The organism is Geomesophilobacter sediminis (assembly GCF_016458275.1).
Classification (GTDB): domain Bacteria; phylum Desulfobacterota; class Desulfuromonadia; order Geobacterales; family Geobacteraceae; genus Geomesophilobacter; species Geomesophilobacter sediminis.
The window spans coordinates 113,427-135,061 of the sequence record NZ_JAEMHM010000007.1 but is presented as its reverse complement, the minus strand read 5'-3'; the positions used below and the strand labels follow the sequence as shown (position 1 = coordinate 135,061).

The following is a 21,635-nucleotide window of genomic DNA, read 5'->3' as shown; positions in this document are numbered from 1 at the left end:
GGTGCCCACCGGGTCGTCACCCGTGGTGCCCACGTGCCATGAAGCCGAATTGGAGGATCTGTCACCGGAATTGAGCTGCCGAAAAGGGATGACCGGCAGACTACTTGATTTGCCCGCGGATCTCACCGTCGGGGAAGGCCTCGGTGTGGACGTTGACGTACGCATCGCCGGCTTTGATCTGCGCGACGAGATCGGCGAGCGTTTTCCCCTGCAGGTCGCCGATCAGGTCCTTGTCGGAAGCGATCCCCTGGGCCAGAAGGCCGCTCACCTTACCTTGGCGCTTTTTCTGCCCCTTGAACAGGTCCAGCACCGGGCCGCCGCTCTCCCCTTTTTTCCCCAGGTGGATGTGGGCCGCGTTGGGGCTGACGATGTTCTTCACCGACACCTTGTACGCCAGTTCCTTGCCGTCCTTGCTCAGGGCGAATTCCGCCGTCCCGGTGGCCTTGGTCTTGACCGCCGGCACCTCGTCGTCCCCTTTCATCTTGGCATGGAACCGTTTGGTACCGGCGCCCCAGCAAAGCGATGTCGTCACCAGAACCGAAAGAACGACCAGCAGCATGAACTTCATTCTTCTCATTGTGCTCCTCCTGTAGATGGGATTAATTAACGGTCGCTAGTAAAGCATTGAATCGTTTTGTTGTCAATGCCGATCCCGCGGTGGGTTACAACTATTTTCATTTGATTCTTTTAAGCTATTCTTTCCACTTTCCGATCCGGACCAGTCTCCCTCAGCTCCGGCTCAATACTGAACCAGTCGGGGCCGCTGAGGTGCAGTGACGTTAGCGATCAGACTCATCGAAACAACCGTCAACCAGTGACCGAGGCAGGATTTTTCTGGAGCGCGCCATCCCATGACACCGACCCACGTGCCTAAACAGCAGGGACTCTTCAACCCGCGTGCCGAGCATGCCGCCTGCGGCGTGGGATTCGTCGCGCAGCTGGACGGGACCCCATCCCACCGCATCGTCTCCCAGGGGCTGGAGATGCTCGCGAACCTCAACCATCGGGGCGCCTGCGGCTGCGAGCACAACACCGGGGACGGCGCGGGGATCCTGTTGCAGCTTCCGGACCGCTTCCTCCGGGAACAGTTCCGCCCCGCCGCGGGACCACTGCCGCCCCCCGGCGATTACGCGGTGGCGATGGTCTTTGCCTCCCCCGACCCGGCCCGGCGCGCGACCTGCTGTGCCGCCCTGGAACGCGCCGCCGCGGCCGAAGGGCTGGAGCCGCTCGGCTGGCGCGACACCCCCACCGACAACAGCTATCTCGGCAAGGGAGCCCGCTCCGCGGAGCCGGTGATGAGGCAGTGTTTCCTGGGCCGGGGCCGGTTCGCGCCGGGACTCGACTTCGAGCGCCGCCTCTACCTGGCCCGCAAACGCACCGACGCCGAGCTGCGCCGGACCGGCTACGATCCCTACTGGTATGTAGCCAGCATGTCGAGCCGGACCCTGGTCTACAAGGGGATGCTCACCCCGGCCCAGCTCACCCGCTACTACCCGGACCTGAGCGACCCGGCCCTGGAAAGCGCGCTCGCCCTGGTGCATTCCCGGTTTTCCACCAATACCTTCCCCGCGTGGCATCGGGCTCACCCGTACCGGCTGCTGGCCCACAACGGCGAGATCAACACGCTGCGCGGTAACGTGAACTGGATGCAGGCGCGGGAGGGGCGGCTGGAGGCACCCTGGCTTTTGGGGAAGTACACCGGCGCGGGGCTGGGGCGGGTGATCGACGAGGAAGGTTCCGACTCGGCGATGCTGGACAACTGCCTGGAACTGCTCCTGATGGCCGGGCGCTCGCTGCCGCACGCGATGCTCATGATGGTCCCCGAGGCATGGGAAAACAACGAGGAGATCCCCGCCGAGCTCAAGGCCTTCTACCGCTACCATGCCACGCTGATGGAGCCGTGGGACGGCCCGGCCGCCCTCGTCTGCACCGACGGCCGCTACGTGGGCGCCATCCTGGACCGCAACGGGCTGCGTCCGCTCCGCTACTGCCTGACCTGCGACGGTTTGGTGGTCCTGGGGTCGGAGGCGGGGGCCCTTCCGATCGAGCCGGAGCGGATCGTGGCCAAGGGGAGGGTCCATCCGGGGCAGCTCTTCCTCGCCGACCTCGCGCAGGGGCGCATCGTCGACGACGACGAGATCAAGAGCCGGCTCGCCGCGGAGAAGCCCTACCGGCAGTGGCTGGACGCCCAGCAGGTGACCCTCGAAGAGCTTGCCGATCCCCCGCCGTCCAGGCCGGCGGCCCCACCGCTGCTCCAGCTCCAGATCGCCTTCGGCTACAACTACGAGGAACTCCGCCTGATCCTGGAACCGATGGCCCGGACCGGCCAGCAGCCCCTGGGGTCGATGGCGGTGGATACGCCGCTGGCGGCACTTTCCGGGCAACCCCAGCTCCTCTACGATTTTTTCCGCCAGCACTTCGCCCAGGTGACCAACCCGCCCATCGACCCGATCCGCGAGAAGATCGTCACCGCCACCGAGACCTACCTCGGCGCCCGCGGCAACCTCCTGGCCGCCGTCCCCGACCCGGCGCGCCTGGTCCGGCTGCGCCACCCGATCATGACCGACCCGGAACTGGAGCGGCTGCGCCACATCAAGGAGCCGGGGTTCAAAGTCGCCACCCTGCCGGCCCTCTACCGCTCAAACCTCGCCCCCACCCCGCTGCGGCGGGGACTGGAGGCGCTCTTCGAAGCGGCGCTCACGGCGGTCAAGGAGGGTTGCAACATCCTGGTCCTTTCCGACCGGGGGGTGGACCGCAACCACCTCCCGATCCCGGCGCTTCTGGCGGTTTCCGGACTGCACCATCACCTGATCCGCGAGGGGGCGCGCACCGAGACTTCCCTGGTCGTGGAGTCCGGTGAGCCGCGCGAGGTGCACCACTTCGCCCTTTTGATCGGTTACGGGGCCGACGCCGTCAATCCCTACCTCGCCCTGCGCAGCGTGCAGGAGCTGCAGCGCGAGGGATTTCTTCCCGGCATGGACCCGGTGCAGGCCCAGCGCAACTACCGGGCCGCATCCCTCAAGGGGGTGGTGAAAACCATGGCCAAGATGGGGATCTCCACGGCGCAGGGGTACCGGGGAGCGCAGATCTTCGAGGCGATCGGGCTCGACCAGGCGCTCGTGGAGCGCTATTTCACCGGCACCCCCTCCCGGGTCGGCGGGATGCGGCTGCCGGAAATCGCGGCCGAGGTGGCCCAGCGCCATCGCGCCGCGTTCGCCCCGCGCCAGTGGGTACCGGAAACCCTTCCCTCCGGCGGCATCTACCAGTGGCGCGCCGACGGCACGGAACACCAGTTCACCCCCCGCTCGATCCATCTGCTCCAGCAGGCGGTCCGGGCCGGGGATTACGCGCAGTTCCGCCTTTTTTCCGAGCTTACCGACGCCTGGACCCGGCGCGCCACCCTGCGCGGCCTCCTCAATTTCGCAAAGGGTGCCCCGATCCCGATCGAGAAGGTCGAGCCGGTCTCCAGCATCGTGCAGCGCTTCAAGACCGGCGCGATGAGCTACGGGTCGATCAGCAAGGAAGCGCACGAGACCCTCGCCATCGCCATGAACCGGCTGGGAGGGAAATCGAACACCGGCGAAGGGGGGGAGGACCCGGTCCGCTTTGCCGACGCGCCCGGCGGCGACTCGAGAAACAGCGCGATCAAGCAGGTCGCCTCGGGGCGCTTCGGCGTCACCAGCCATTACCTTTCCAACGCCACCGAGATCCAGATCAAGATGGCCCAGGGGGCAAAACCGGGCGAAGGGGGGGAACTCCCCGGCGGCAAGGTCTTTCCGGAAATCGCCCGCACCCGCCACACCACCCCCGGAGTGGGTCTCATCTCCCCGCCCCCGCACCACGACATCTATTCCATCGAAGACCTGGCCCAGCTGATCCGGGACCTCAAGTGCGCCAACCGCCGTGCCCGGATCAGCGTCAAGCTGGTTTCCCGAAGCGGCGTCGGGACCATCGCGGCCGGGGTCGCCAAGGCAAAGGCGGACGTCATCCTGATCAGCGGCTGCGACGGCGGGACCGGCGCCTCCCCGCTTTCCAGCATCCGCCACGCCGGGCTTCCCTGGGAGATCGGGCTCGCCGAGGCCCACCAGACCCTCTTGGCCAACGGCCTGCGCGACCGGGTGGTCCTGGAAACCGACGGACAGCTGCGCACCGGCCGGGACGTGGCGATCGCGGCGCTTTTGGGGGCGGAGGAGTTCGGCTTTGCCACCGGCCCCCTGGTCGCCCTGGGATGCCTGATGATGCGGGTCTGCCACCAGAACACCTGCCCGGCGGGGATCGCGACCCAGGACCCGGAGCTGCGCCGGCGCTTCACCGGAAAGCCGGAGCACGTGGTCCGTTACCTGGAATACGTCGCCCGGGAGTTGCGGGAGATCATGGCCGGGCTCGGGGTCGCCTCGCTGGCCGACCTGGTGGGACGCGGCGACCTTCTGGAAGTCGATGCCGACGCGGCCGCCGCGGCCGGCATCGATCTCTCCCCCATCCTCTTCCGCCCCCGCCACCCGGCGGCGGAACCGGACGGGACGAAGGGACAGGACCACGGTCTGGAGGATTCCCTGGACCTCACCACCCTGCTGGATCTGTGCCGTCCGGCCCTGGAGTCGGGGGCTTCCGTGCGGCACGAGCTGGAGATCAGAAACGTGGACCGCACCGTCGGCACCATCCTGGGCAACGAAATCACCCTGCGCTACGGCGCCGCCGGGCTTCCCGAAGACACCATCTCGCTTTGTTTCCGGGGCTCCGCGGGACAGAGCTTCGGCGCCTTCCTCCCGGCCGGGGTGACCCTGGAGCTCGAAGGGGAGGCGAACGACTACCTCGCCAAGGGGCTGAGCGGCGGGAAGATCATCGTGTATCCGCCCAAGGGAAGCCGCTTCGCCGCGGCGGAAAACATCATCACCGGCAACGTGGCCGGCTACGGCGCGACCGGCGGCGAAATCTACGTCAGCGGTGCCGCGGGGGAACGCTTCTGCGTGCGCAACTCCGGCGCCACCGCGGTGGTCGAGGCCGCCGGAGACCACTGCTGCGAATACATGACCGGGGGGACCGTCCTGGTCCTGGGCCCGGTCGGTCGCAACTTCGCCGCCGGGATGAGCGGCGGGGTCGCCTACGTCCTCGACCCATCCGGGGAACTCGCGCGCCGGGCCGGCTCCCACCTTGCCGTCATCCGTCCCGTCGCCCCCGAAGACGCCGCGCTGCTCAAGGAACTTTTGGAGCGGCAGCGCCGCTCCACCGGCAGCAGCCGCGCCGCCGAAATCCTCGCCGCCTGGCAGCACCACCTCCCGCTCTTTACCAAAGTGGTCCCCAAGGAATACCAGCGGGTCCTGGAGGCGCGGGAGGCGGCCCTCAAGAAGGGGCTCGAGGGGGATGCGGCCCTGGAGGCGGCGTTTCGGGCGAGCCTTGGCGGAGCCAACTGACAAGGAGCAACCATGGGCAAACCCACCGGATTTCTGGAATACCCGCGGGAGACCGCTCCGGAGCGGGAACCGCAGGCCAGGCTCGAGGACTGGCACGAGTTTCGCCTCCCGCTGGCGCCGGACAAGCTCCGGCAGCAAGGAGCGCGCTGCATGGACTGCGGTACCCCCTTCTGCCACAGCGGCATCCTCCTGAGCGGCATGGCGAGCGGCTGCCCGTTGCACAACCTGATCCCGGAATGGAACGACCTGGTTTATCGCGATCTTTGGCGCCAGGCGCTGGACCGGCTGCACCGCACCAACGACTTTCCCGAGTTCACCGGCCGGGTCTGCCCGGCCCCGTGCGAGGCCTCCTGCGTCCTTGCCATCGGCGATCCCGCCGTCGCGATCAAGAACATCGAGTACGCCATCACGGAAAGGGGGTGGGAAAACGGCTGGATCGTTCCCCTCCCCCCGCGGGTCCGCACCGGGAAGAACGTGGCGGTGATCGGGTCGGGACCGGCCGGGCTTGCCGCGGCGCTGCAGTTGAACCGCGCCGGGCACAGCGTCACCGTCTACGAGCGCGACGACCGCCCCGGCGGACTCCTCATGTACGGCATCCCCAACATGAAGCTGGAAAAGGAAGGGGTGCTGCTGCGCCGCATCGAGCTTTTGGAGGCGGAAGGGATCCGCTTCATGCTGAAAACCGAGGTGGGAAAGGACGTTGCCGCCGAGCGCCTGTACCGGGAGTACGACGCCATCGTGGTCGCCATCGGCGCCGGAAAGGCGCGCGACCTGGTGGTCCGGGGGCGCGAGCTGCCCGGGATCCACTTCGCCCTCGAGTACCTGACCGCAGCCACCCGGACCCTCCTGGACGGAGTGCCGGAGACGATAACGGCGCGGGGGAAGGATGTGGTCGTCATCGGCGGTGGCGACACCGGGACCGACTGCGTGGCGACCGCCCTGCGCCAGGGGTGTAGGAGCGTGGTGCAGCTGGAAATCCTGCCGCATCCGCCCCAGCAGCGGGCCCCGGAAAATCCGTGGCCGGAATGGCCCAAGGTCTACGCCGCCGATTACGGGCAGAAAGAGGCCGCCGAGCGGTTCAGCGCCGATCCGCGTCGCTACGGCCGGACCGCCATCGCCTTTCTCCCCGACGCCGGCGGCACGCTCGCTTCGGTGGTGTGCGCCGAGGTCGGCTGGCAGGAGAAGAAACCGGGGGTCCTCGTCCCCGGTCCGATCCCCGGGAGCGAAACGACCCTTCCGGCACAGCTGGTCCTCCTCGCACTCGGCTTCGTCGGTCCGGAGCAGGAGCTTTTGGACACCCTCGGGGTGGCACGGACCGCAAGCGGGACCATCAGCGGGGAAAACGACCGCTTTGCCACGAGCATCCCCGCAGTCTTTGCCGCCGGCGACTGCCGCCGCGGGCAGAGCCTGGTGGTCTGGGCGATCAGCGAGGGGCGCCGCGCCGCGCAGGAGTGCGACGCCTTTCTCATGGGGAAACCGGAGACGCTTTGACCACGTGGCGACAGGTCACTGCCCTGTCGTCGACACCAATCCCACCGGGATAGACAACGGAGGGCCGGCATGTTCTCGTTCCGCTCGTTCTTCAAGCTCGGGTCGACCAGTTACAAGGACCTCGGGAAACAGGTAATGGCCAAGGTCACCGAACATGACGTCAACGCCTATGCGGCCGCCATGGCCTACTATTTCATGTTCGCCCTGTTTCCCTTCTTCCTCTTCCTCACCACCCTCATCGGCTACCTGCCGATACCGAACCTGATGCAGTACATCATGGACCAGGCGGGCCAGCTGCTGCCGAAAGAGGCCTTCAACCTGTTCGCCGACAACCTCCGGGCGCTCTTCATGAAGAAAAAAGGGGGGCTCCTCTCGCTCGGGGTGGTACTGGCGCTTTGGTCTTCTTCCAGCGCAGTCACCTCGATCATGGACGTCATGAACCGCATCTACGAGGTGAAGGAAGGACGCCCCTTTTACCAGCAACGGATCGAGGCGGTGCTGTTGGTGTTTACCCTGGCGTTTCTGTTCCTGGTATCCCTGGCCCTGCTCATGTTCGGGACCCAGATCGGGAGCTGGGTCGCCGTCACGATGAAGCTCGGCAACGTCCTGGAGGTAACCTGGGACATCGCTACCTATCTGGTGGTCCTGTTCCTCCTGGTCCTGGCCCTGGCCATCATCTATTACTTCACTCCCGATGTGGAGCAGGAATGGAAATGGATCAGCCCGGGGGCGGTGGTGGCGATTCCCTGCTGGATCATCGCCTCTCTCCTCTTCGCCTTTTACATCAACAACTTCGGCTCCTACGACAAGACCTACGGAAGCATCGGCGCGGTGATCGTGCTGTTGCTCTGGTTTTATATCAGCGGATTCATCATACTGGTGGGAGCGGTGATCAACTCGGTCATCGAACACAGCTCGGCCGAGGGAAAGGCCCCGGGCGAGAAGGTGGAGGGAGAGAAGACCCTGGGCCGGACCGGTTAGAGCCCGCGGGAAAGGAGCAGACATGCATCAGCTGGTACTGTTGCGGCACGGGGAAAGCCAGTGGAACCGGGAAAACCTTTTCACCGGCTGGACCGATGTGGATATTTCGGAGCGCGGCCGGGAGGAATGCCTGGCCGCCGGAAGAAACCTGAAGGAAAAAGGGATGATGTTCGACCTTGCCTTCACCTCGGTGTTAAAGCGGGCGATCCGGACCCTGTGGCTGCTTTTGGACGAGATGGACCTGATGTGGATTCCGGTGCGCAACGACTGGCGCTTAAACGAGCGGCACTACGGAGCGCTGCAGGGGCTGAACAAGGCCGAGACTGCGGAGAAGTACGGCGCGGACCAGGTGAAACTGTGGCGCAGAAGCTACGACGTCCGTCCGCCGCTGCTTGAGGAGAGCGACCCGCGGCACCCGCGTTTCGACCCGCGCTACCGGGATCTGCGGCCGGAGCAGCTGCCGGCCGGAGAATGCCTGCGCGACACGGTGGAGCGGTTTCTGCCGTGTTGGGAAGAGCGGATCGTCCCGGAACTCAGGCGCGGGAAACGGACCCTCATCGTGGCGCACGGCAACAGCCTGCGTGCACTGGTGAAGCATCTGGACCGGATCTCGGACCAGGAGATCATCGAGCTGGAAATACCGACCGGGACCCCGCTGGTCTACGAGCTGGATGAGGAGCTCAGGCCGCTGCGGCATTACTATGTGAAGTGATGAGGCCGGAGTACCGACGTCGCGGACCGGCGATGTGCAGCGGATAGGGGCGCAGCATGCTGCGCCCTTTTCATTTCCGACGATCTCTGGTGCGACATAACAGCCAGGCCATCGAGCTGGAACGCGGCCCACATTGCTGTGGAAGCGCCATTCCTGGCGCGAACCGCCGCCGGCGGTGACAACGGTTGCGACATTCGCGCCTGGAAAGGCCCTCCCACAGGGTGGGCCGCTGCTTCAATGCTCCGGAAGAATCCCTCCTTGTCAGCCCCTTTCCCGCCTTTATCCCGGATCGCTCATCGTGTTAAAATACGTTATCGCAGAGTTTTGGCGACCAAATCCATTGCGGAGAGGCCTTTCAGGGGATGCATCATCCCTTAAAGGAGGAGCTATGAGAGCACTTTGGTCCGGCTCAATCAGTTTCGGGCTGGTGAACATCCCGGTGAAGCTCTACAGCGGCTCGGAAAGCAACTCGCTCGACCTGGACATGCTGCGCAAAGGCGACCTCTGCCCGATCAAGTACCAACGGGTATGCAAGTACGACAACCAGGAAGTACCGTTCACCGAGATCGTGAAAGGGTACGAGTACACCGACGGGGAATACGTCGTCCTAACCGACCAGGACTTTGAAAACGCCAACGTCGAGAAGACGCACCTGATCGACATCCTGGGCTTCGTAATGGAGTCCGAGATCGACACGCGCTACTTCGAGAAGCCGTACTACCTGGAGCCCGACCGCGGCGGAGACAAGCCCTACGCGCTGCTGCGGGAGGCGCTCAAGAAATCGGGCAAGGTCGGCGTCGCGACCTACGTCTTGCGCAACCGGGGGAGCCTCGGGGTGGTCAAGCCGATCGATGACCTGCTCGTGCTCAACCAGGTCCGCTACGCCACGGAAGTGCGGGAGTTCAAGGACCTGAAGCTCCCCGGCACCGACAAGCTGCGGGATCCGGAGATCGACCTGGCGCTGACCCTGATCGACCACCTCACCGTGAAATTTGATCCGGAGCAGTACCACGACACCTACATCGAGGATCTCAAGAAGACCATCGAGCAGAAGGCGCAGGGGATCCTGCCGGTGCCGAAAGAGGAAAAACCGCAGCCGACCAAGGTGGTGGACCTCATGGCCCTGCTGAAGGAGAGCCTGAACCAGAAGAAAAAGGAAGCGGCCTGATGGAAGGGAAGCTCACCGCAGAGGGCGCAGCGGGACGCAGAGGAAAGGCAGGTTTACTTTTGCGTCCCTCCTGCCGCATTGATCCCCGTCCGCGGGGATTTTTTGTGTGCAGGAGGCGGAGGCCGGGGGCGGGTTAGATTCAGCCCCCCTTAGCATGGGGAACCTCCTGATCCAGGAGTGTTCCTCTGCGCCTCTCCGCGCCCTCTGCGGTGGGCTTAAGAGCGAGGTAACAACCGATGACCGAACGGGAACTGGTATTCGTGGTCCAAAAGCACGCCGCCTCGCACCTGCACTACGACTTCCGCCTGGAGCTCGACGGGGTGTTGCTGAGCTGGGCGATTCCCAAGGGGCCGTCGCTTGATCCGGACCTCAAGCGCCTGGCCATGCACGTCGAGGATCATCCTTTTGAATACAAGGATTTCGAAGGGACCATCCCTCCGGGCAACTACGGCGCCGGCCGCGTCATCGTCTGGGACCAGGGTACCTACCGCGCCCCGGGAGCCCAGGGTCGGAAGGAGAACGAGGACGCCCTGCGCAAGGGATATCAGAAGGGCGATCTCAAGTTCATCCTGGACGGCACCAAGCTCAAGGGGGAATTTGCCTTGGTCCGGCTTCGTTCCGGAGACGGCAAATCATGGCTTCTGATCAAGAAACACGATGCCTTCGCCACGAAGGAAGAAATCACCCTGGACGACCGTTCGGTGGTCAGTGAAACCGCCCTCCCCGATAAGGAGTATTACGAAAGACATCCGAGGCGGCGGGGAGATGCCGCGTCGGTTGCGGAACACTCAGAACCGTATCCCAAAGAAGCCGCGCCGAAGGTGCCCGACCAGGAAAGTCATATCTCCCTCAATCCCCCTTTTGCAAAGGGGGACTTCAAAGGCGAGCTTAATCAAGGAAGATCACAAGTACCCGCCCCCGCAGTCCGCGACCCGATGCCGCACGACATCGAGCCGATGTACGCGACCCCGGTCAAGGAGCCGTTCTCCGACCCCAACTGGCTCTTCGAGATCAAACTCGACGGCTACCGCGCTGTCGCCGAAGTCGACCAGGGAGCGGTGTCGCTCTACTCGCGCAAAAAGATCTCCTTCAAACGGCAGTTCGCCCCGATCGTGGCCGCGCTACAATCCCTGGGGCACGACGCCGTGCTGGACGGCGAAGTGGTGGTGCTCGACGAACAGGGAAAATCATCCTTCCAGCTGCTGCAGAACTACCAGCGCACCGGCTCGGGCAACCTCTGCTACTTCGTCTTCGATCTTCTCTACCTGGACGGGAAGAACCTGTGCGACCTTCCCCTGGTGACGCGCAAACAGACGCTGCGCACCATCCTCCCCGAACGTGCCGACATCCGCTTCAGCGATCACATCCCGGACGACGGAACCTCCTTCTACCAGATAGCGCAGGCCAACCAGTTGGAGGGGATCGTCGCCAAGAAAAACGACAGCCGCTACCTGCCGGGGAAGCGGAGCCGGGAATGGCTGAAAATCAAGATCACCCAGCAGCAGGAGGCGATCATCTGCGGCTTCACCCGCCCACGGGGGAGCCGGAGTTATTTCCGCTCGCTGGTGCTTGGCGTCTACGAGGGGGACCAGCTCACCTACATCGGTCTTTGCGGCGGCGGGTTCGACGAGCCGGCGCTCAAGGAGGTGAGCGCCCTGATGGAGCCGCTCGTCCAGGATGCCTGCCCGTTCGGCAAGGAGCCGCCCACCGGCGCCCCGGCCACCTGGGTGCGCCCCCAGTTGGTCTGCGAGGTGGTCTTCGCCGAGTGGACCGACGAGCAGGTCATGCGCCAGCCGGTATTCGCGGGATTGAGGCAGGACAAGGATCCGTCCCGGGTGATCCGGGAGCGGGAGTTGGAGGTCGGGGAGGCACTGCGGGAGGCGGAACAGGAGGCAGCAGCGGTTGCCGCGCCGGAAAAGGCGGCGGCGAAAGCGGCGGATCAGGCCCCCTCCCCTGCGGCCGGCCCAAAGGGGGATGAGGAGCCCTCTTTCGCAAACGGGAGTCCGCTTCCGGTGAAGGACGGGGAACTGGTCGTCGAGGGGCACAAGCTGCGCTTTACCAACCTGGACAAGCTCTTCTGGCCCGAGGAGGGGTACACCAAGCGCGACGTGGTCGAATACTACCGGCGCATCGCGCCGTTCATCCTCCCCTACCTCAAGAACCGCCCCCAGTCGCTGTACCGCACCCCGCAAGGGATGGCGGGGGAAGGGTTCTTCCAGAAGGAGGCGGGCGAGCTCCCGCCGGAGTGGGTGGCGACCCGCGAGATCTTTTCCCGCTCCAACAACAAGAACATCAAGTTCTTCCTCTGCCAGGATGCCGCCACCCTCGTCTACATGGCCAACTTGGGCTGCGTGGAAATCAACCCGTGGCTCTCCCGGGTGGACCAGCTCGACAATCCCGATTACGTCGTGATCGACCTCGATCCGGAGGACATCGGCTACGAGCAGGTGGTCCAGGCGGCGCTCGCGGTGCGGGAGGTCCTGACCCAAGCCGGCGCCTCCAGTTTCCCGAAGACCTCCGGTTCGCGCGGCATGCATATCTATGTTCCACTGGCCGCCCGTTACGACTATGAGACCGCCGGCCGGTTCGCCGAACTGGTGGCGAACCTCGCCCACCGCCTGGTCCCCGATTTCACCAGCCTGGTGCGCTCACCGGGCAAGCGCCAGCAGAAGGTCTACTTCGATTATCTCCAGAACCGGCGGGGTCAGACCATCGCCGCCCCCTACAGCCTCAGGGTCCGTCCGCTAGCGCCGGTTTCCACCCCGCTGCGCTGGGAAGAGGTGCGGTCCGGCCTCGACCCGCGCGCCTTCACCATCAAAAACGTTCACGAGCGGCTGGCCCGGGTCGGGGATCTGTTCCACGGGGTAAACGGCCCGGGATTGGACCTGGCAGCTGCGCTGGAACGGCTGCAAAAATAAGGAAACGGGTCGCTCCTGGCACCACTGATGGAAGAGGACTTTTTGACTGTGAGAGCGCCATTTCCTCCCCTTCTTACTCATACCGTTCCGCTTTTCCCTCATCGCCCCTCCGGATACACCCGCCACCTCCCCTCAGACAGATAAATATTTCTTCATAACTGTTTTTTTAGTTTGAATTCTTATATGAAGCTGTTATACATTAGAAGCCTCTTCGTATACGGTATACAATCCGCCCCTCCCGGCTGCCCCGGCAGCCGCCGCGATCGGGGAAAAACGGCGGCAGCAACCTGATCGGCACTCCGTGCAGGCAGTACATTTTATGACAAAAGGAGACCTGGCACATGACGCAATTAAAGGAGAAGCTCGCTGAGAAGATTCAAGCACACCGTCCCCGTACCGCGAAACTGACCAAGGAGTATGGCAACGTCGTAATCGACAAGGTGGATATCGGCCAGTGCATCGGCGGCGCTCGCGACATCCGCTGCCTGGTCACCGACATCTCGTATCTCGACCCGCAGGAAGGGATCCGCTTCCGCGGAAAAACCATCCCGGAAACGTTCGCCGCGCTCCCCAAAGCGCCCGGCTCCGACTACCCGACCGTCGAGTCGTTCTGGTACTTCCTCCTTACCGGTGAAGTCCCGACCCAGGCCCAGGTTGACGCTGTCGTCGCCGAATTCAAGACCCGCCAGCAGGTGCCCGAGTATGTCTTCACCGCCATCCGCGCCCTGCCGCGCGACAGCCACCCGATGGTGATGCTCTCGGTCGGCATCCTGGCCCTGCAGAAGGACTCCAAGTTCGCTGCCTTCTACAACTCGGGCAAGTTCAACAAGATGGTCGCCTGGGAAACCGTGTATGAGGATGCCTCCGACATCGTCGCCCGCATCCCGGTTATCGCTGCCTTCATCTACAACCTCAAGTATCGCGGCGACAAGCAGAACGCCATCGACCCGAGCCTCGACCTTGGTGCCAACTTCGCTCACATGATCGGCCAGAGCGAGCAGTACAAGGACGTCGCCAGGATGTACTTCATCCTCCACTCCGACCACGAGTCCGGCAACGTCTCCGCCCACACCACCCACCTGGTGCATTCGGCGCTTTCTGACCCCTACTACGCCTACTCTGCGGGACTCAACGGCCTCGCCGGCCCGCTGCACGGCCTGGCCAACCAGGAAGTGCTCGGCTGGATCATGGAGTTCCAGAAGAAGCTCAACGGAGCTCAGCCGACGAAAGAGAACGTCACCGCCGCCCTGTGGGATACCCTCAACGCCGGCCAGGTCGTTCCGGGCTACGGCCACGCGGTTTTGCGCAAGACCGACCCGCGTTACATGGCGCAGCGCGAGTTCTGCCTCAAGACCCCGGGCCTCAAGGACGATCCGCTGTTCAAGCTGGTTGCCATGATTTTCGAGACCGCCCCGGGGGTCCTGACCGAACATGGCAAGACCAAGAACCCCTGGCCGAACGTCGACGCACAGTCCGGCGTCATCCAGTGGTACTACGGCCTCAAGGAATGGGACTTCTACACCGTCCTGTTCGGCGTTGGCCGCGCCTTGGGCTGCATGGCGAACATCACCTGGGACCGCGGCCTCGGCTACGCCATCGAGCGTCCCAAGTCCGTCACCACCGACATGCTGGAGAAGTGGGCTGCCGAAGGTGGCCGCGTCGTCCAGACCGCGGCGGCGCCCGCTCCGGGCACCGGGGCTCCGGCCGGCGCGTAAGCTGATCGGGTTGTGCCGCTAAACCAAAGCCCGTCCGGGACCATCCCAGGCGGGCTTTTCTTATTCCGGGCAAATTGACCCCATCCTCACCCTGTCCCACCCTTTGATTGGGACCAGCCGCTCCTCCTATGAAACGGCAGAAAATCCCTTGTTCACTGTGGTGCGAGTTTGCGCTCGCGCGGCGGTGCAAAAAAAAAGGGCGCAGCTCACACTGCGCCCCTTCCGTTGCCCTCCCAGTCGTTACAACCCTGGCGAAAGACCGCCCCCCTAGAACCGAATCAGGAAATTGCCGAACGTACCTTGGCCAAAAGATCGTGCGGGGTCACCGGCTTGGAGATGAAATCCATCCCCTCCTCCAGCACCCCTTTCCGGCTGATGATGTCCGCGGTGTACCCGCTGGAAAAGAGCGCCCGCACTTCGCCGCCGACCCGGCTGATCGCCCGGTACACTTCGCGGCCGTTCATCTTCGGCATCACGACGTCGAGAATCAACAGATCGACTTCTCCCTGGTGGCAGGTGAATTTCTGCACCGCATCCTCGCCGTCCACCGCCTCGATCACGGTGTAGCCGAACTCGCGCAGGGTGTCGGTCATGAACTTCCGGACATCCCGATCGTCCTCGGCGACCAGGATGGTCTCGGTCCCCCCCACCATCTGGGGCCGCGCCGCCGCGTCCAGATGGGCCACCCCGGTGTCGGTCCGCTTGAAGTAGATCTTGAAGGTCGTCCCCCGTCCCGGCTCGCTGTAGACGTTGATCCTGGCGTCGTGCTGCTGGATGATGCCGTAGACGATGGAAAGCCCGAGTCCGGTACCTTTGCCGAGCTCCTTGGTGGTGAAAAAGGGCTCGAAGATCCGCTGTTTGGTCGTCTCGTCAAAGCCGCGCCCGGAGTCGGAGACCGAGAGAACCGCGTAGGAGCCGGGCTCCAGCGGGAAGCCGGTGTACGAGTCCGCCACATCCATCCGCTCGGTCGTGATCTGCAGCACGCCGCCATCCGGCATGGCATCGCGGGCATTGGTGACCAGGTTCATGATCACCTGCTCGATCTGACCGCTGTCCGCGTTGATGATGGGGTCGGTGCTATCGAGGTTCGTCTTGAGCTCGATATCCTCGCCGATGATGCGCAACAGGAACTTGTCTATCTTGCGGACGATGTCGTTGATCCGCTCCGGACCTGGCTCCAGAACCTGCTTCCTGCTGAAGGAGAGGAGGCTGCGGGTGAGGTTGGCAGCACGATCCGAGGCGGCAAGGATATCGTCGACGTAGCAGGCAAGCGGGTGGTCGGTTCCCAACCGCAGCGAGAGCAGACTGGAAAAGCCGATGATTGCGGTGAGGATGTTGTTGAAGTCGTGGGCGATCCCCCCGGCCAGGGTGCCGATCGCTTCCATCTTCTGGGACTGGCGCAACTGTTCCCCGAGCTTTCTCCGCTCGGTGATGTCGCGCCCCTCCGGGATCAGCAGCACGACCGTCCCCTGGTCGTCGCAGACCGGCTTGATGGAGAAATCGAAGTAGTGCTGGCTCGCGTCAGGCCCCTTGTGGGTGACCTCAAAACGGACGAATTCCCCTTGGGCAGCCCGGGTCACGGCATCTTTGAGCTGCGCCTGGAGTTCGGCGCTGCGGGACCACCAGGGAGTGTCCCAGAAGTAATGGCCGATGTATTCGGACTCGTCGACGCCGCTGAAGGCGAGCGAGGTGCGGTTGGACTCCAGGATCTTCCCGTCCGGGGTCATGAGCCCCATGAGCTGGAAGGCGTGGTCGAAGATGGCGTGGAATTTCCGTTCGCTCGCCCGCAGCGCCTCCTCGGTCTGGCGGCGCTCCTCCACCTCGCGCTGCAGTTCGCAGTTCAGGGTCTCCAGGTCAGCGGTCCTTTCCGCCACGCGCCGCTCCAGGGACCGGTTGGCCTCGGTAAGCTCAAGGGTAAGGCCGCGCAGACGCAGGTGCACCCCGACCCGGGCCAGCACCTCTTCACGCTGAAACGGCTTGGTAATGTAGTCGACGGCTCCGGCGGTGAAACCGCGCACCTTGTGCTCGGTCTCAGCCAGAGCGGTCATGCAAATGACCGGAATGTCCTGGGTGGCGGGCTGGGCTTTGAGGCGGCGGCAGGTCTCGAACCCGTCGATCCCCGGCATCATGATGTCCAGGAGGATCAGGTCGGGGCGCGCATACTCCGCCCGAGCCAGTCCACTTTCCCCGTCCTCGGCAGCAAGAACGGTGAAATGGAGCTCCTCCAGGAGATTCGTGATGATCGCCAGGTTGTTTGGGTCGTCGTCGATGACCAGGACCACGGGCTCACGTCCGTTCCAGGGCCCGACCTCGACGTTGTGCCTCTGCATGTGCCGCTCCCCTACGCTATGCCTTTGGTTCCGTGCAAATGATGACCGTCCGGGGCCGGCAAGCTCCCCTTTTCAGCTACAACACAGTGACTATGTATCGGCTCCACCCTATTGAAGATTGAGCTTTTTTTCCAAAAGAGGCGGAAATTCACCCTTGCTTCAAAAACGATAAAAGAGCAGCCGCAGGAAAAGATCAACGTTGTGCACATCTTACCTTTCGACCAGAAACAACCCTACGAAGTCGGAAGCGCAGGCCCCAATCCTCCCGGAATCCCCCCTGCCCCCCCCTTCTCAAGCCTTGCCGGCCGCCGGTTGGGAGCTCCCGGCGTGTCAACCCATTCGCGCCGGCGGGACCTCAGTCGTATTCCCCGCCCCCCATCCCCAGGTGGAACTCCACGAGCTTGAGCACCGCCTTGGTCTTGAACGAGGCCGCCAGCTCGGCGAGGCTTTCCGAGAAGAGGCGGTAACGGTCATCCTCTTCCTGAAGCTGGGCCGCCCACACCTTGACCTTCCTCATGTCCCCCAAAAGCGCGAGCCGGTGTAGTTCCTCGAGCTGTTCGCGCGGCGGCGGGACCAGGGTCTCCAAAACCGGCGGCGCCGCGCTCTTGGCGGCGGAGGGCTCCAGGGGCGCCGGGGCGAGCTCCCAGGTGAGCTGGAGCAGCCGCCGGATCTTCTCCAGCAGCAGGTCGATCCGGATCGGTTTCTCGATGAAGTCGTCGCAGGCTGCGATGAACTCGTTTTTCAGCGAGCTTCGGGAAACGGCGGCGGAGGCACCGATGAGCTTGATCCCGCGCACAAGCGACAGCTGCCGGATCCGCTCGGCGCACTCCAGACCGTCCATCCCCGGCATCACCAGGTCGAGGATGGCGAGATCGGTTGCATGGGCGCCGGCGTCGGCCAGGGCCTCCGCCCCGTCCCGGGCGGTCGCCACCTCAAAGCCGAGCGGCTCCAGCAGCGCGACCAGCATCGAGGCGTTGTTGGCGTTGTCGTCGGCGACGAGGATCCGTTTTCGGTCGCCCAGGTAGCCCATTACGGTGTACTCGGCCTGTTGCAGGGCTTCGCCCGGGCTGGCCACCAGCAAGAGCGGGATGTCGACCCTGAACCGGCTCCCCTGCCCCGGCTGGCTTTCGAGATGAATGGTCCCCTGCATCAGGTCGATCAGGCGCTTGGTGATGGTGAGCCCGAGCCCGGTCCCCTCGGCAACCTGCCGGTTGGCGACCAGCTGGGTGAACGGCTCGAACACCGACTCCAGCTTCTCCTGCGGGATGCCGACGCCGGTATCCAGGACCTCGCAGCGGAAGAGCCCTCCGGAGGCACGGTCGTAGCCGACCCGCAGGGTCACCCCCCCCTGTTTGGTGTACTTGACCGCGTTGGAAAGGAGGTTGAGCAGGATCTGGCGCAGCTTGCGTTCGTCGCCGCGCAGGTACTCCGGGAGATCGGTCGCCGCTTCGTAGGTGAAGAAAAGCCGCTTCTCCTCGGCGTTGAGCCGGGTGATGTTGTAGACCTGGCGCAAAAGCAGCCCCAGGTTGAAGGGATGGTCCTCCAGCTCCATCTTGTTCGCCTCGATCTTGCCCACGTCGAGGATGTCGTTGATGAGCATGAGGAGGTGCTCGGCGCTGGAGCGCATGATCTCCACCTGCTGGCACTGCCCCGCGGTCAGGTTGTCCTGGCGCTTGAGGATCTGGGCGTAGCCCAGGATCGCGTTGAGCGGGGTGCGCAGCTCGTGGCTCATGTTGGAGAGGAAGTCGCTCTTGGCGCGGTTGGCCGCCTCGGCCGCGTCCTTGGCCTCGCTGAGCTGGGCGTGCGCCTTGGCGAAGGAGGAGGTGAGTTCGTTGACCCCGGCCACCAGCTTGCGCCACTCCCCTTCGTAGAGATCGGCGTTGCTGCGCACCCCGAGGTTGCCGGCGCGCACCGCCAGGATCAGCGCGTCGGTCTCGCTCAAGACGTGCTGGATGGTGTTTTTCATGGTGGCGAAGGAGAGCGCCAGGGTCCCGATCTCGTCCCGGTTGGCGTTGCCGAGCTCCATCTCCTGGTCCAGGTCGCCGTGCGCGATGCCGTTGGCGACCCGGACGATCCGCACCAGCGGCCGGGTGGCGATCGAGATCAGGAAGTAGACCAGGATCGAGCCACCCAGCGAGAAGACGAAGGCGAGGAGCAGGCCGTCCCCCACGATGTGCCGCTGGTTCTCGTACATGGTCTTCTTGGAGAACCCGAGCCGGATCCAGCCGATGTTCTCCCGCACCTTGCGGACCTTGTCCGGGTCCTGGAAGATGTCGATGTCCTCCTGGACCCGCTCGATGAAGACCGGGGCGTAGTAGACGAACTCGCGGGCGTCCTCGGCCATGGAGATCGGCTTGTCCGCGGTGAGCGGCGGGATCGCTCCGCGCAGCGGCGGTCCGTCGTGGATGAGCTGCCGGCGGGCCGAGTCGTAGAAGGTGACCGAGGCGACGTCGTCGGTCGCCTTGAGAAAGGCTACGGTCCGCTGCAGGAGTTCGGCGTTGCCGGAGAGGATGGGGAGTTCGCCGGTCTTGGTCGCCAGCGTCGTCATCGTCGCCGCACGCTTCAGGATCTCCCTGCGGATCATCTCCTTCTCGGTCTTGATCGTGACCAGGGTGTGCACCACGGAGACCACAATCAGGACCGGGATCATGACGAACAACGCCTTCATTTTGAACGTTATTCTCATGGGTAGGTCCTCTTGGCCATGCGCAATAGGTCCTCGGGGACCCGGATCCCCATCTTCCGGGCGGTGTCGAGGTTGAGAAACAGTTCGAATTTACGCGGAGGAGACGGGGGAAGCTGCCCCACGTTGGCCCCTTTCAGGGCGCGGCTGGCGTATTCGCCGATGAGCCTTCCCACGTTCACCGGATCGACCACCAGGGCGAACAGGGCGCCATCTTTGACGTGCTTTTCGGAAACGCCGAGGAGCGGGATCTTGCGTTTGAACGAGAGGAGGTACGCTTCGTCGAGAGCAGTCTGGGTGAGCATGGAGATGTCCGGGAGCAGGAGGATGGCGTCGGCGGAGCCGAGCTGCTGAAGGGTGGTGACGAAATCGTAGGTGTTGCGAACGCTGTAGGTGCTCAGCCTGGAGGAGTCGCCGCGGGCCAGCAGGTGGATCTGTTCCCGGCTTCCGATCACGGCGATCTGGGTGAAGGCGTCATGCAGGTGGTTACTGATGAACTCGGCATACTCGCGGGCCGGAGTTGCCATGTAGAAGCCGGTGGTGTTGGGACGGCTGATGGGGGGGGGGACCACGACCATGTCGTAGATGACCAGGATGTGGGTGGGGAGATGGAGCGCCTCGGCGAGGGCCTCCTTACCGAGCGCCACGACGACTTTTGCCTGCTCCTCGGCGACCACCGTCTCCAGCCGCCCCCGCACCTGGACCGGGGAGTAGGTCCGCAGTGGAGTCTTGAGGGTTTTGCTGATCCCGGAGACGATTTCGACGACCGGCCGGAGTTTACCGTCGGCGACGACAATGACATCCCCCGCGCGACAGGTGGTCGTGCAGCAAAGGATCAACGCTAACGTGAGGAGGAAAAGCCGCATGGCAGAACTCATCGCACCATAGAGAAACAGGTTTTCAAACAGCAGGAAGAGCTACATACCTCATCGGTGAATTGACCATGGACCATGGACAAATTAGACAACGGAATCATGGTGCTCAGCGTCGGGGCCTTGCTAACGGTGAGCACCGAATCTTTTTACTGGTAAACCCGCTTCGCCATCCGAACCAGTTCGTTGGGAAGGTTGATCCCCATCCGCGACGCGGTCCCCGCGTTCAGGAACATGTCGAACTTGTGCGGCGGCGACGGCGGCATCGACGTCAGGCTGCCATATCTCAAGGCGCGGGCCGCGGCCTCGCCGATCAACTTCCCCACGTTCACCGTATCGACCACCAGCGCAAGCAGTGCGCCCTCTTTCACGCTCTGTTCGGAAATCCCCAGAAGCGGAATCCCCTTTTTGAACGAGATCAGGTACGCCTCGTCCATGGCGTTGTTGCTCAGCAGCGCAGAATCCGGCAGGAGGATGATGGCATCGGCGCTGTCGAGCTGGCGCATCGTCGAGATGAACTCCAGGCTGTTCTTCACCCCGAAGGCATTTTGCTGGGGGATGTCCCCGCGCGCCAGGAGGTTCAACTGGTGGCGGCTCCCCACCACGGCCACCTTGCGAATGGAACGCAGATAGTTGTGGATCAGGTCCGTGTATTCGTGTGCCGGGGTCGCCATGTAAAAGCCGATGGTATTGGGCCGGTTGACGACCGGCGGCACCACAACCAAGTCGTAGATGACCGGCACGGAAGGCGGCAGACGGAGCGCCTCGGCCAGCGCGACCTTGCCCAGCGCGATGACGACCTTGGCGTTCTCGTTTTCGACAACGGTGGCGAGCGAGCCCTTCACTTCCGCCGGCGAATACATCCTTATCGGCGTTTTCAGGGTTTTCTTGATACCGGAAACTATTTCCGTCACCGGCCGCAACTGATTATCGGCGATGACGACAACACCGACGGCTCGGCACAACGAAGGAAAAAGAGACGACACGGCAACGACAAAGAGAGCAACAAAAAAACGAAAAGACTGCAACATTCAATACATTCCTAACCAGATCAAAATAGCAAGAGCACGTTCCCAAAGGCAGCGATTACCCAAGAGAAGGCTATGACAAAAGTCGTGCAGAGGCATAGGCACAAGGGGGAACATAATAGGTGGAAAGGTGGGAAATATCAACGAAAAATGGAATTGTTCAGCAAAGAAATGGGGATCTCAGACGAACGAACCAGGCACCGAGGCGACTTCGATCAAGCATATTGAAAACTTACGTAATTACCGGCGCCAATCACTTCAGCGGCGTTCAAGGGTCAAGTTGGAGACAGCAACCTTGAGAGGACGGTAGGTTTCTCGGCTAAACG

Annotated in this window: 12 protein-coding genes; 7 read left to right on the top strand and 5 right to left on the bottom strand. The window is 63.7% G+C overall.

Going from position 1 to position 21,635, the window contains the following annotated elements; all coding sequences use genetic code 11:
• Window positions 1–100 precede the first annotated feature (100 nt).
• A complete protein-coding gene (locus tag JFN93_RS09915; RefSeq protein ID WP_199383912.1) occupies window positions 101–577 on the bottom strand; it encodes a CHRD domain-containing protein in 477 nt (158 codons plus the stop codon).
• 274 nt (window positions 578–851) lie between these two features.
• On the opposite strand from JFN93_RS09915, the gene gltB reads away from it, so the two are divergent.
• The 7 genes from gltB (at window position 852) to JFN93_RS09875 (ending at window position 14,396) form a co-directional block, all read left to right on the top strand.
• A complete protein-coding gene (gltB, locus tag JFN93_RS09910; RefSeq protein WP_199383911.1) occupies window positions 852–5,411 on the top strand; it encodes a glutamate synthase large subunit in 4,560 nt (1,519 codons plus the stop codon).
• A gap of 12 nt (window positions 5,412–5,423) precedes the next feature.
• On the top strand, window positions 5,424–6,902 hold the full coding sequence (locus JFN93_RS09905) for a glutamate synthase subunit beta (protein WP_199383910.1): 1,479 nt from the start codon (window positions 5,424–5,426) through the stop codon (window positions 6,900–6,902).
• A 69-nt stretch (window positions 6,903–6,971) separates the two neighbouring features.
• On the top strand, window positions 6,972–7,883 hold the full coding sequence (locus JFN93_RS09900; protein WP_199383909.1) for a YihY/virulence factor BrkB family protein: 912 nt from the start codon (window positions 6,972–6,974) through the stop codon (window positions 7,881–7,883).
• Between the two features lie 22 nt (window positions 7,884–7,905).
• The gene (gene gpmA / locus JFN93_RS09895) at window positions 7,906–8,595 is read left to right on the top strand and encodes a 2,3-diphosphoglycerate-dependent phosphoglycerate mutase (protein ID WP_199383908.1); all 690 of its coding nucleotides are present in this window, start codon (window positions 7,906–7,908) and stop codon (window positions 8,593–8,595) included.
• Between the two features lie 388 nt (window positions 8,596–8,983).
• The gene (gene ku, locus JFN93_RS09890) at window positions 8,984–9,763 is read left to right on the top strand and encodes a non-homologous end joining protein Ku (protein ID WP_199383907.1); all 780 of its coding nucleotides are present in this window, start codon (window positions 8,984–8,986) and stop codon (window positions 9,761–9,763) included.
• A 236-nt stretch (window positions 9,764–9,999) separates the two neighbouring features.
• Complete coding sequence (gene ligD, locus JFN93_RS09880) at window positions 10,000–12,681, top strand: DNA ligase D (protein ID WP_236021622.1); 2,682 nt, start codon at window positions 10,000–10,002, stop codon at window positions 12,679–12,681.
• 341 nt (window positions 12,682–13,022) lie between these two features.
• The gene (locus JFN93_RS09875) at window positions 13,023–14,396 is read left to right on the top strand and encodes a citrate (Si)-synthase (protein WP_199383906.1); all 1,374 of its coding nucleotides are present in this window, start codon (window positions 13,023–13,025) and stop codon (window positions 14,394–14,396) included.
• A 278-nt stretch (window positions 14,397–14,674) separates the two neighbouring features.
• Here JFN93_RS09875 and JFN93_RS09870 read toward each other — a convergent pair whose 3' ends face one another.
• From JFN93_RS09870 to JFN93_RS09855, 4 genes are all read right to left on the bottom strand, one after another.
• Entirely contained in the window at window positions 14,675–16,726 is a 2,052-nt protein-coding gene (locus JFN93_RS09870) for an ATP-binding response regulator (RefSeq protein WP_199383905.1), read from the bottom strand.
• Window positions 16,727–17,081: 355 nt separating this feature from the next.
• On the bottom strand, window positions 17,082–19,412 hold the full coding sequence (locus JFN93_RS09865) for an ATP-binding protein (protein WP_199383904.1): 2,331 nt from the start codon (window positions 19,410–19,412) through the stop codon (window positions 17,082–17,084).
• Entirely contained in the window at window positions 19,409–20,275 is an 867-nt protein-coding gene (locus JFN93_RS09860; protein WP_199383903.1) for an ABC transporter substrate-binding protein, read from the bottom strand. The genes JFN93_RS09865 and JFN93_RS09860 overlap by 4 nt, the downstream gene beginning before the upstream one ends.
• A 155-nt stretch (window positions 20,276–20,430) precedes the next feature.
• Window positions 20,431–21,312 carry an ABC transporter substrate-binding protein gene (locus JFN93_RS09855; RefSeq protein ID WP_199383902.1) on the bottom strand — a complete coding sequence of 294 codons (882 nt, stop codon included), beginning with the start codon at window positions 21,310–21,312 and terminating at the stop codon, window positions 20,431–20,433.
• Window positions 21,313–21,635: the final 323 nt, after the last annotated feature.